General features: G+C 51.2%; 11 protein-coding genes. 6 read left to right on the top strand and 5 right to left on the bottom strand.

The features are described 5' to 3' along the window. Window positions 1-2: 2 nt before the first annotated feature. The 3 genes from CXU21_RS10280 (at window position 3) to CXU21_RS10270 (ending at window position 3150) form a co-directional block, all read left to right on the top strand. Window positions 3-782 (top strand): CPBP family glutamic-type intramembrane protease, encoded by a 780-nt coding sequence (locus tag CXU21_RS10280; protein ID WP_102725973.1) that lies wholly within the window; start codon window positions 3-5, stop codon window positions 780-782. 43 nt (window positions 783-825) lie between these two features. After that, a complete protein-coding gene (locus CXU21_RS10275; RefSeq protein WP_102725972.1) occupies window positions 826-1488 on the top strand; it encodes a YdcF family protein in 663 nt (220 codons plus the stop codon). An 84-nt stretch (window positions 1489-1572) separates the two neighbouring features. Continuing rightward, complete coding sequence (locus CXU21_RS10270) at window positions 1573-3150, top strand: glycine--tRNA ligase (protein WP_102725971.1); 1578 nt, start codon at window positions 1573-1575, stop codon at window positions 3148-3150. Here the strand turns inward: CXU21_RS10270 and CXU21_RS12230 are convergent. Next, complete coding sequence (locus CXU21_RS12230; RefSeq protein WP_146017054.1) at window positions 3131-3502, bottom strand: hypothetical protein; 372 nt, start codon at window positions 3500-3502, stop codon at window positions 3131-3133. The two genes, CXU21_RS10270 and CXU21_RS12230, sit on opposite strands and share 20 nt — an antisense overlap. A gap of 538 nt (window positions 3503-4040) precedes the next feature. On the opposite strand from CXU21_RS12230, the gene CXU21_RS10260 reads away from it, so the two are divergent. Next, window positions 4041-4553 carry a GNAT family N-acetyltransferase gene (locus tag CXU21_RS10260; RefSeq protein WP_102725969.1) on the top strand — a complete coding sequence of 171 codons (513 nt, stop codon included), beginning with the start codon at window positions 4041-4043 and terminating at the stop codon, window positions 4551-4553. Between the two features lie 86 nt (window positions 4554-4639). Here CXU21_RS10260 and cas7c read toward each other — a convergent pair whose 3' ends face one another. From cas7c to cas3, 4 genes are read right to left on the bottom strand one after another with little or no spacing between them, the layout of a single operon-like run. Further along, window positions 4640-5500: a type I-C CRISPR-associated protein Cas7/Csd2 gene (gene cas7c / locus CXU21_RS10255; RefSeq protein WP_102722931.1), complete on the bottom strand. Its 861-nt coding sequence runs from the start codon at window positions 5498-5500 to the stop codon at window positions 4640-4642. Next, window positions 5487-7346, bottom strand: a complete 1860-nt coding sequence (gene cas8c, locus CXU21_RS10250) for a type I-C CRISPR-associated protein Cas8c/Csd1 (protein ID WP_102725968.1) — start codon at window positions 7344-7346, stop codon at window positions 5487-5489. Before cas8c ends, cas7c begins: the two co-directional genes overlap by 14 nt. A gap of 1 nt (window position 7347) precedes the next feature. Then, complete coding sequence (cas5c, locus tag CXU21_RS10245; protein WP_102725967.1) at window positions 7348-8061, bottom strand: type I-C CRISPR-associated protein Cas5c; 714 nt, start codon at window positions 8059-8061, stop codon at window positions 7348-7350. 2 nt (window positions 8062-8063) lie between these two features. Continuing rightward, window positions 8064-10439 (bottom strand): CRISPR-associated helicase Cas3', encoded by a 2376-nt coding sequence (gene cas3, locus CXU21_RS10240; RefSeq protein ID WP_180972776.1) that lies wholly within the window; start codon window positions 10437-10439, stop codon window positions 8064-8066. A 124-nt stretch (window positions 10440-10563) separates the two neighbouring features. On the opposite strand from cas3, the gene cas4 reads away from it, so the two are divergent. Together cas4 and cas1c are read left to right on the top strand one after the other, a co-directional pair. Beyond that, window positions 10564-11235, top strand: coding sequence for a CRISPR-associated protein Cas4 (gene cas4, locus CXU21_RS10235; protein ID WP_102725965.1), 672 nt, complete (start codon window positions 10564-10566; stop codon window positions 11233-11235). Beyond that, on the top strand, window positions 11232-12251 hold the full coding sequence (cas1c, locus tag CXU21_RS10230; protein WP_102725964.1) for a type I-C CRISPR-associated endonuclease Cas1c: 1020 nt from the start codon (window positions 11232-11234) through the stop codon (window positions 12249-12251). The genes cas4 and cas1c overlap by 4 nt, the downstream gene beginning before the upstream one ends.

Genomic DNA, 12251 nt, shown 5'->3' with positions numbered 1-12251 from the left:
CCATGAACTCCGTCCCGGAGGCCCTGAAAACAAGGGCGTACGTAGCGCCGTTTGCGGTGTTCATGGGCTTTACCCTTCTGTGGCAGTTTGGCACCCCGTTCCTGGAATGGGACCACCCAGCCGCCGCCTGGTGGAGAAGGGCGCCGGAACAATGGCTGTACCCCGTGCAGGCCATCGTCTGCTTTGCCCTGGTCATCTGGTGGAGAAAGGCCATTGACTGGGACTGGAAATGGAAACCCGCTGCGTGGGGCGTCCTATTCGGCGTGCTGGGCATCCTGTGCTGGCTGGCCCCCACGATGGCGGCGGACCGCCTGCCGGGCGGTCCGGATGCATGGTTTGGCCACCCCTCCTGGCCATGGTACCGGTACCTGCTGGGAATTGACGCGCGCCCGGAAGGATTTAATCCCGGCGTTGTCTTTTCCCCGGACTCCTGGAGCTGGCTGGCGGCGCTGGCCCTGCGCTTTTTCCGGGCCGTGGTGGTAGTGGCGCTGGTGGAGGAACTCTTCTGGCGCGGGTACCTGATGCGCCTGATGGTAAACCTGGACCACCCGTGGAAAGTGCCCTTCGGCACCAACACCTGGAAAGCGTACTGGGTGACCACCCTCTGCTTCATGGCCGTGCACCAGCCTGTGGACTACTGCGGCGCCTTCATCTACGGCTCTCTGGCGTACCTCCTTGCCGTGTGGCAGAAAAACCTGTGCGCCGTCATCATCATGCACGCGGTGGCGAATGCGCTGCTGGGATGGGCCGCCCTGGAATGGGGCAAATACGGCCTGTGGTGAATCCGGCGTTTACAGGAAGGAACTTCTTGGGTACATAGGGCCGATGACTCCGGAGGAAGCGATAGAAATTTTATGGGACTACCACCATGTGAAGCAGGAGCTGTGCCCGGCGGACCTCATCTTTATCCTTGGCAGCAATGACGTGCGGGTGGCGGAATATGCGGCGGAACTCTATGAGCGGAAGCTGGCCCCTCTTCTCCTGTTTTCCGGCGGGATGGGGCGGTTCACCGGGGAATGGGCCGTGACGGAGGCGGAACTCTTTGCGGCGGCAGCCATGAAGGCGGGAGTGCCGGAAGACAGGATACTCATTGAAAATAAATCCACCAACACCGGGGAAAATGTCCGTTTTTCCCGGGAAATACTGAAAAAGGCCGGCATTCCGGAGCCCGCCACCCTCATTGCCCTGCAAAAACCGTACATGGAGCGGCGTACCTTGGCTACGCTCCAGGCCCAGTGGCCGGAACCCGGGGTGGCAGTCAGTTCCCCTCCCGTAAGCTTCCGGGAATACTTGACCCCGGAACTGCCTCGGGAGCTGGTTGTCTCCGCCATGGTGGGGGACTTTCAGCGGATACTGGAATACCCAGCACAGGGATTTTCCACGGAACAGCCCGTAACTCCGGAGGCGATGGAAGCCTTCCGCACGCTGGTGGAAGCCGGATATGACTCCCAGCTGCTCAAGGGGGTTCCCCTCCCCTCGAATTCTTGAGAAGACACGCTTTTTGCTTTCACTGGCCGCTGATTGCGGTCATCAATACAACCCGCATAGCCAACCCAATCTATATATCTTATCATGGCAGACAGAACCAATACAGATCCCGCCCGAATGGAGAAAATCGTGAGCCTCTGCAAAAGGCGAGGCTTCATCTTCCAGGCAGCTGAAATCTATGGCGGACTGAATGGTTGCTGGGACTACGGTCCCATGGGCGTGGAACTCAAGCGCAACCTCAAGGAATACTGGTGGCGTAAAAACGTGCAGGAACGCGACGACATGGTGGGGATGGACGGCTCCATTCTGACGCATAACTCCGTGCTGGTCGCCTCCGGCCACGTGGGCGGCTTCTCTGACCCGATGTGCGACTGCCTGCTGACCAAGGAACGCCTGCGCGCGGACCAGATCCCGGCGCAGAGCGGCACGGGCTTCTTCTACACCGGAGCCGCCAGAAAAGACGGCTCCTGGAGCGTGGAAAAGGAATACTCCGTGCTGGTGGACTCAGAAAAACAGGCGGACAAGGCCCGCAAGACTGCGGCCCAGTACTATGCCCAGCTGGTCGGCAAGGACGTCTCCCACAAGGAAATGGAACTTAAAGGAGAACGCATGGAAACCATCACGGACTCCACCATGTACAACCCCGCCAACGGTTCCCTGGTGACGGAAGCCCGCGAATTCAACCTCATGTTCAAGACGACCATCGGGGCCACCTCCGATGAAAATGATCCCAATGCTACCGGCTGGCTGCGCCCGGAAACGGCCCAGTCCATCTTCTGCCAGTACAAGAACATTCTGGACAGCTCCCGCGTGAAGCTCCCCTTCGGGATTGCACAGATAGGCAAATCCTTCCGCAACGAAATCAACCCGCGCAACTTCACCTTCCGTTCCCGCGAATTCGAACAAATGGAAATCGAATACTTCTGCCGTCCGGAAGACGGCCTGCGCCTGGTGGATGAATGGCTGGAACACCGCCTCAGCTTCTATGATGAAGTAGGCGTGCCGCGTGAACACATTCATCTGCTGGATGTTCCGGATGGTGAACGCGCCTTCTACTCCAAGAAAACCTACGACCTGGAATATGAATTCCCGTTCGGCATTCAGGAACTGGAAGGCATTGCCTACCGCACGGACTATGACTTGAGCTGCCACCAGAAAGGTTCCGGCCGTCCGCTGGAATACTTTGACGAAGAAACTCGGGAAAAATTCATTCCCCATGTGGTGGAACCCTCCGCCGGGTGTGACCGCACCATTCTGGCCATCATCTGTGAAGCCTTTGATGAAGAAGAACTGGTGGATGACAAGGGCAAGAAAGACGTTCGTACCGTGCTCCGCTTTGTGCCTCGGATGGCTCCCATCAAGGCCGCCATTTTCCCGCTGCTCAAGAAAAACGAGGAACAGGTGCGCATCGCCCGGGAAATTGAAAAAACGCTCCAGCCATGGATGCCCGTCTTCTATGATGAAACGGGAGCTGTTGGCCGCCGCTACCGTCGCCAGGATGAAGTGGGCACCCCCTTCTGCATCACGGTGGACTTTGAAACCCTCGGAGAAAACGATGCCTCCCTCAAGGACACGGTGACCATCCGCCACCGCGACTCCATGGAACAGGAACGCGTCGCCATCAAGGACTTGCTGCACTGGCTCATTGCCCGTGTGCGTTAACGGCGCCTTTGGCGGCTGCTGATGCCGCAAAACACTTCAAGGCCGCTCCATATTGAATGGAGCGGCTTTTTGTTTTCGGAATGGCAGAGAAGGAAAAAGTTGCTGGACGATAGGCCGTTGACCATCTAGCATTAAAAACAGGTTGGTGAACCAGATGGGAATCAGCAATTCCAAAATGAATGCTGAACCGCTGATCTGTTTGCGCCAACCCCAAGCTCACAGAAATTCCCCGGGAGATCGGCAATTTCTGTAAGTCCTTGAAATCAGCAGATTGACATTCCCTCCAATAAAATATAAGGCGTAAGGAATATGCATCCTGAAAGAGGTTGGCGCAAAAAGCGATTTGTACCACTAACTTTCAACGCATATCCCCTTCCGCCGTCGCACCTTCACAGGTGCGTGAATTGAAACCTAACCCCAATCCCTGTTAACTATTAACTCATAGTCGCACCTTCACAGGTGCGTGAATTGAAACGATGCATTGCCACGGTAATTGCTTGGTATCGGGGTCGCACCTTCACAGGTGCGTGAATTGAAACAACGGATGCTGATCATTGCTCCCCCGCTGGCTCAGTCGCACCCTCACGGGTGCGTGGATGTGCCAAGGGACACGTTTTGGAAGGTTGTCACACTTGCATGGAAATGTAGATGTGAACATCAAACACCAGCCTTACTAAATGGCATTTCATTAAGTATAGGTTGCTGAGGGAGAATGGACTTGGAGCCGACTTTCTTGGAGTAATAAAGAAAAATAATAGTGAAGCTTGCATCTTTAAAAAGGTAGTTTGTGATATAAATAAACCTTCTCTTCAAGAAGAATTTGTTGTTGAAGTATGGCAATAAAATGTTAGGTTTCCATTGCATTTTGCATCAAGAGAGGGTTAGACGAAATGATTAGAAAGTGTTTGGAGTCGGAACTGGAAACAATCTATGAAATTATCAATGATTCAGCCGTGGCTTATAAAGACAGGATTCCTGCCGACAGATGGAGGGAACCTTACATGCCCGTGGATGAATTAAAGGAGCAGATCAGAGATGGCGTGGTGTTCTATTGTTTTGAAGATAAGGGACGCCTTCTTGGCGTCATGGGGATTCAGGACCGGGAGGACGTTAAGCTCATACGTCACGCCTATGTCAGGACGTGCGTCCGTCGGGGAGGAATCGGAGTCCAGCTTCTTAACTATTTACGAAAAGATCAGGAGAAACCTGTTTTAATAGGCACGTGGGCGGATGCGATCTGGGCGATCGACTTCTACCAGAAAAACGGGTTTCATCTGGTAGGGCCTGAAGAACGGAAGCTGCTGTTAAAGAAGTATTGGACGGTTCCGGAAAGACAGATAGAAACGTCCGTAATACTTGCAGATGAAAAATATATCCGGTCTCAGCGTGGTTTAGTTGAATGAGATTTAGAGGTAAAGCAAAAGGCAGCTTCCATGGATAATGGAAGCTGCCTTTTGAATTCAACTATGAATGAATTCTTGCTGATTTCTCAGCAATCAATTTCTTCAACGGTGACTCCAGCCGGAATTAAGTCGTGATGGATGGTGATATCATAGTCTTGGATAGACCGAGGAAATTCCACATTCTCATGTTTGACGACGGAAACGGCATCAAATAATTTGTGGGCAGGAGCATTCCCCAGCTCGCTGTCATGCTTGAACAGAACAATTTTACGAATAGCCATGGAGCCGGAAGGACGAGCGGCAGACGCATCAAAATCAAAAAGGTGGACTAAGGCATTCTGAAAAACCTTCCAGTCATTTTCTGAAAATCCGGTCTGTTTAGCGAGGAAAGGGTTTAAACATCCCTGCGTTTTGTATAAAGCGTAGGGAAGGGTGAATTTTCTTCCCATGGTACGGTTGTCTCCTTTTTGCTTAATGGATTCCGCTTCCGTTGTTACGGCACACCGGGTGACGGCAAATTCCGAGGTGGAAACGGGATCAATGGTGCGGGCAAAGGATATCTGGATGGGGCCGCGCACTTGTCCGCAATTGACGCCCGTAGTCATTACGGCACCAAAGGTGCGTATGTCAAAGAATGTCTGGCACATCCAGGATTTTGCCTTATCGTAATCCGCCTGTTTGGCATCCTTCTGGTTGATCTCCAAAGCCACGTAGGCCCGGTTCTGCTGGTTGTTCAGGATGGCTTTTTCCTTAACATAAATTTCGTAGCCGGGTTCGCCGTCCTTGGTCAATTGAATGAAATTGCGGACCTTGCGTTTCAGGCATACGTCTGTAATCAAGCCATGGCCGGATTCAGCATCCATGCGCGGCAGGTTTCCCGCATCCGGATCACCGTTCGGGTTGGCGTCTGTGACGTCAAACAGAATGAGAAAGTCAATTTTGTTCATTATTGTCAGTGGTTTGTGTTTTAGTTGTTTGAGAAATCTCTTTTTCTGTGAAAAAGTCGTTCATTTGATGATAAAAACCCAGGTCGAAATAAGCTTGTTGTTCCAGTCCCATATGGGCCGGAACATTGTCCGGAATGTGGGATTTGATTTCCTGAACCAACTTTTCTCTGTTAATTTTAGTTCCTTCTCCATGCTTTTGCTTGACAAGCTGTTTTAAATGATACTGGTATAGTTTATTAACAGTGGAATAGACGGAGCGGGGGTGTGCGCACATACTGGAGAAATAGGAGTCACGGACGGTACGGTTGAGGTCCTTCCCTAAGGCGTCTTCCTGGGTTTTTACATAGACGGCAAAGAGCCTGCCCAGCAGGTAACCGATGTTGTGATTGTCTGGATTGATTGTTTGCATGGTCGTAAGATCATGGTTGTTGGTTTTTCTGTAAAGCCATCCCTTGAGCAGGGAACAACGGATGTAGTTGACTTTTTTGTCAATTCTAATGCGCCTGATAATAGCTTGGGCAATGATGTCCGGATAGGGTAAATGGAAGAGAATGGACTTCATCAGAACCCCACTGTACAGGGAAGGAAGCTCTTTCATGTCCCGGACGGTTTCTTTTAAAATATCAAAGGGCTTTGGCAATTCCGGATCAGGATAGTTACTGTTTTTTTCCGTCCATTGACGGGCAAGCGAGATATCCCGGTAATGGGTCTGGATATTTTCCATTAATTCTCCAAAGGTCGATTGATACCAGAAACGGATGGAAAGGCGGGAGGCATTCGGTGAAATTCCCAGGATGAAGAAGGGTACGTCTGCATGGTCCAGTTTGCCTTTGGAAAGCTCCCCGTTCCGCAGTAACCCTGTGATCTTGGAGAGTTGATCCACTGCTGCGTGATCCATGGCAGGAGGCAACGTTTTGCCTGTCGTTACAGCGCCAAAGAGGAAGGCCTCCATGTCCATGGTTTCCTTGGGGGCGTCTGCCCAGAAGACCACGCTGGCATCTCCTATGCGCGTGTTATATTGGGAATGGGAGAGCAGGTAATTGAGGGCATTGCAATACGCAAAGGCGGTGTTTTCACCTACGGGAGCGTTGAGGCTCTGGTCTTTGCCGTATGATGTGAAAGAGGAGCAGTTGAATGATACTATCTTGGCCCCTGAAACCTGAGCTCCCAGAACCCCTTTAATGGCGGGTTCATGTAAAAGGGCCAGCGGTTCTTCCTTTCCGGAAACAAGACAAATCCCTTTCTCCTTTTCCTTTTTGCTGCCCTGCCATTGCTCCTCGCCTCCATGGAACCACCAGTCCTGAATTTCCGGAGTTTCATGAACATGTTTCATTTCTCCCGCAATACGGAAAATGCCATTGGATATCCACAAATCGGGAGATGCCAGATGGGAAGGTGTTTGGCCGGGATCCCATTGCTCCAGAAAACGGCATACCGCAGAGAAATGGGGATGGTTGACGGAGCTTTCCACGGAAAGATGCTTGTCTCTGAAACTGGAAAATGCCTCCCGGATGCGCTTCCGCTCTTTTTCCTCTGTTTCTCCCTTGTAGCCCAGCAGGTACCCGCAGTTATCCCATAGGAAACAGGGGTTCAAGCCTGAACCGGAAGGTTTGCTGGAGCCCAGGACCAAAATAGGAATGGAATGAAGTTTTGCCGCCTTTTTCCCCTCCGGGGCGTCCATGGCCCGGATGTCATCCATACCTACAAGGGTTCCGTCAGGTTTCAGAATAATACGGAAAGAAATTTTCTGGCGGCTTTTCCCGATGGTAGGTAAATCCCCTTTCGCCGTGACGTCCGGATCCTGGGACAGTCTGTCGTAAAGCTTGCTTAATGCCGGAATGATCATATCAGGAATTGGTACGGTTCAGGGGTGGAACATGAAGGATGCCGGAGTTCAGTTCAGCCGGAAAGAAATGGGGCACCGCAGAAAGCTTCTTCCCATCATGGGAGCTGATGATTTTTCCTTTTCTGTCAGGCACGAATTCTATTTCATGCAGCATCATGCCCAGATTCCGGTTTTGTTGGTCCGGAGGCAATGAAGAAGGCGGAGGCGTTTGCTGATTCCACCATTCGAAAGAAACGGGAAATTCCCTTGTTCCAAAATAAGGTTGATAGAATGCCTGCCCCTTCATGGCCCTGCGTTTGAACATTTCATGATGCTTTGCCTGGTCATTGATGTTTCCCTGTGCCTTAAGGACGGAAAAATGAGCTTCGATGAGGTAATCTACATCTTGAAGGATGGTGGAGGAACGTTGCTGGCGGGTATCTTCAACCAGAAGTCCCAGGCGGGCTTCCCCTCCATTTTTGATGACATCGGATTTAGGCGCCGTTGCTTTGGCCGAAACTTCGTTTCTCCGGATGGAAACAAGCTTGATCGGTTTTAGCACATGAATTTTATCAATGTGCCAGCGAATTTCAGGTTTCCAATAAATGGCGCTTAAAATTCCTATGGCTGCGGACGGGGTCATGACTTCATAGGAGTACCTCTCTGCCTTTAATTCCGGTCTTGTAAAACAGGCCCATTCTCCCCAAACATGTAGAAAAATTCCAGTCTCAGTCATGGCTAACAGATAAAACCTATATACGCTGGATCGCTTTGCCGCAAGGATAAAATCCCTTTGTGCTCATCGTAAACATCCTGGGAGGGCTGAAGAACGTGAATGGTATCGTCAATGTATGAGTCGATGCCATGATCTTGTAAAACAGGCCATTCGTTATCATATACTTGTACGCTGTACCGCTGAATTTTACGCCGCAGGTTTTTGTCCGGGTAGAGTCCCTGGGAATCCAGAATCTTCAGGCGTTTCCGGATGTTACACGCTTCCTCTTCTATGGCGACCATTATTGAGCGGGATGTATCAGGAATCATTTTGAAACTTTTATCAATATCTTTGAATTTAAAAGACTTGAATACTTTTTCCGGGATGGGGGTGCATAAGGTCATTTCCATAATATTCTTGCTGTCCCAATGGTTTGTCTGGTCTTTACGGTTATTGTAATAGGTCCTGAAAAACAGATTGGAAATTTCAGGAGCAAGAAGGTCTGCATCCGGGACTTTGGCCAGGACCTCCCGGGTGGCGGAAGCAGCTGCCCGGAGGTCGTCCAGGATTCCAGGAATAGGAAAATCCGTGGATTCATAAATGAAAACGAGACCTTTTCCCTCCCTCTCGCCATGGCGGTTGCAGCGGCCGGCCGCCTGGGCGATGGAATCAATTCCGGCACAGGCTCTGTAAACTACGGGGAAGGAAATATCTATACCCGCTTCAATAACCCTGGTAGCAATAAGAATAAGATTTTTTCCCTGCTCCAGCTCCCTCTTGACGGTTTTAATGACCTTCTCCCGGTGGCTGGGGTACATTCTGGCGGAAAGGTGGAGAATATGTGTGGAGGTCTGGGAGGAAAAGGTGTCAAACAGGTATTGGGCTTCCTTGGTAGTGTTGACAATAAACAAGGCGGATTCATCCGGGAGCGTTTTCCAATGTTTGATAAGAGAGCACTGATCCATCTTTCCCAGGTGCTGTATGGTTACACGCTGCATGGAGAGCTCCAGCTGGCGTTCGAAGTCGGTCCCAAGCAGGCTGGTTAATTCTTCGGCAGGCCAGCCAATGGGAAATTCCTCCTTGAGAGCAAGAGCTGGCTGGGTTGCCGTGCAAAGTACCAGGGTACAGTCATAATCCTTTTCAAGGGTTTTCATGGCTTCCAGGCACGGTGCCAGCAAGTGTGAAGGCAGGCTTTGGGCTTCATCAAAAATAATAACGGAATTGGCGATGCTATGCAGTTTTCTGCAAGTGGACGGCTTGTTGGAAAACAGGGATTCGAAAAATTGGACACTGGTGGTAACAATCAAGGGTGCATCCCAGTTTTCCGACATCAGCCTGACTCTCTCCGTGTCTTTATCCGCCGCTAGATTGGAGTGATGTTCCAATACGCATTCCATTCCGAATTGTTCTTCCAAGGGAGCCATGACCTCTCTAAAGGTGCGCGATGTCTGGTCAATAATGCTCGTAAAGGGGATCACGTAGATTACGCGTCTCATGTGGCGGTGTCTGGCATGGGCAAGCGCAAAACTGAGGGAAGAAAGGGTTTTCCCCCCGCCCGTAGGAACATTGAGTTGGTAGATTCCCTGAGGAACCTGCGCCCGGGTGAAACATTGATGATGTATCCTGTGCCGCAGATGTTGAATAGGAGCAGGATCCGGAGCATCCTCCATATTGCTCAAATGTGTTTCAACCCTGCGGCTCATTTGTTCCAGGATATCTTCGGGCCAGGATGGTCTCATGCTTCGTTTCTCCCGGGACATGAAGTGTTCAGTTCCCAGAAAATCACTGTCGGTCAGAAAGGAGAAAAGCATGCGTATTTGCATGGCTACACCAAATCCGAAATTGCGGTTTGAGGTTTGCGATTTTTTGTGCCAGAGAAGCGGAGGCGAAGGCTCTATGAAGGAACATACTTCGGCAGGAGCGTAGGATTCCCACTCGGGGATATCCTTGTAAAACCGTTCAAGGAAAAGGTCGGCGCCGTTGGGAAGTCCTGCATGATGGCCTGCAATGACGTAAGCCAGCATATCTCCATAGGGTATTTTGGAGGTGCCCCAATGGGTGCTGGCGTGTTTTGCTCCGGCAGTGGAGTGGTCTACTTTTTTGCCAGAATGTTGTTCCACAGTTTCTGAAGAAGACGAAGAAAGGCATATATGCCGTTGGAATTCCTCGGAAAACTTTCCCAGATCGTGCCAGAGTGCGGCGGCTTCAGCCCATTGGAGCCATGCTTCACGTATGGACTCAGGTAACTCCTTGGTCAATTGACCCACATAATACTGTACCATGTTCAGATGTCCTGGGACATCTGTCTTATCATTTGGAAATGTGTAAAGAGGCTCGTCTACAGACGTTTCATTGTCCAACCATTTACGGTGGGCAATATGAAATTTCTCATTATTCATATTACGTATATGTGGCATGAAAATGTTGGGAAAATCAATATATATTTAAATATTTTTTACATTATACATTGAGTCCGGTGCCGAAGTATGAGATGTTTTTTCGCCAGATGCCTGTTTCTATTTTATGAGTACTCGTCTCTCATATTCCGTACCCTTGGCGGCATTGCAGCATTACCTGTATTGTCCCAGGCAGTGCGCTCTGATTCATCTGGAATGCGCATGGGAGGAGAACCAGTTCACGGCAGAGGGGAATGTATTTCATGAACGGGCCGATTCGGGAATAACGGAAAACCGTGGATTGAAAAAAGTGCTGCGCTCTCTGCACGTTTCTTCCGGACAGTGGGGTATTCACGGTATTGCGGATGTGGTGGAAGCCGTTTATAATAAAAAGGGCGGTGAGGTAGTGTCCATGACTCCCGTGGAGTACAAGGTGGGCAAGCCCAAGCCGCACCGTGCGGATGAAGTGCAGGTGTGCGCCCAGGCACTGTGTCTGGAGGAGATGTTCAGCGTAGTAATTACTTCCGGCTTTCTATTTTACGGAAAAACCCAGAGAAGGCTTGAAGTGTTATTTGACGAGGAATTGCGTTCCCTGACGGCCCAGGTTATCTGTGATGCCAGAAAAGTACTGACGGGCGTGGTTACGCCGCTGCCCCATTATTCCAGGGGCTGCAAGTCCTGTTCCCTGGTCAATGACTGCCTGCCTGCCGTGTGCCGGGAACACAGGCAGACCATGAAGGCCCGGGTGGATGATGTGTTTGAAGACAGCCTTAGCGCAAGTGAAGCTGATGATTTATGAAGAAGCATTTAAATACCTTGTTTGTTACACTGGAGGGATGCTGGCTGTCCAAGGACGGCGATACCGTGAAAGTGAATTCTGAAGGCCAGTGCCTGTTGCGGGTACCTCTGCATAATTTGGAGGGCATCGTGACGCTGGGGTGGGACATAGGAGTTTCCCCTTATTTGATGGGGGCCTGTGCTGAACGCGGCGTCACCCTTTCCTTCTGTAATCCTTATGGAAAATTCCTGGCCGGCGTGCAAGGCTTCATGAAGGGAAATATCCTGCTGCGCCGGGAGCAGTACCGCTGGGCTGATGATGAGACAAGGTGGGTTGGCGTGGCACGGGAAATGATTGCAGCCAAGATTGCGAACTGCCGCAGTCTGCTTTTAAGGGCGCAGAGAACATACGGGAAGGATTTGTCAGAGGCGGTGGACCGTCTGGCGGCCTTTTGCCGCATGGCTCGCGTCTGCGAATCCGGCGACACCCTGCGGGGGATTGAAGGCTCTGCGGCAGAAACATATTTTTCCTGCCTTTCCCATTGCCAGAGGACGGAAGATCCGGAGCTGGTGTTTGAAGGCCGCAACAGGCGCCCTCCCAGGGATTGTTTTAATGCCCTGCTATCTTTTCTGTACAGTTTGTTGTGCCATGATGCCCGGTCCGCCCTGGAAAGCTCCGGCATTGATGCCGCCGCCGGCTTTTTGCACCGTGACCGTCCGGGGCGTCCCGGTATGGCCCTTGATCTGATGGAGGAGTTCCGGGCTCCTCTGGCTGATCGCCTGGCGCTTACCCTGATTAACCGCAGGCAGATTACCGCAGATGATTTTGACAAGGAAGAGTCCGGAGCCGTTTTCCTGAAGGAAGACTCCCGTAAGAAAGTATTGAACGCCTGGCAGGAACGGAAGAAGACCGTTCTGGTCCATCCTTTCCTTCAGGAAAAGACCACACTGGGATTGCTGATTCATATTCAGGCTCTTTTAATGGCACGCCACCTGCGTGATGATTTGGATTGCTATCCTCCCTTTATCAGTAAGTAA

The organism is Akkermansia muciniphila (genome assembly GCF_002884975.1).
Lineage (GTDB): Bacteria > Verrucomicrobiota > Verrucomicrobiia > Verrucomicrobiales > Akkermansiaceae > Akkermansia > Akkermansia muciniphila_C.
The sequence above is the reverse complement of the archived record's forward strand: the minus strand, read 5'-3'. Positions and strand labels throughout refer to the sequence as shown.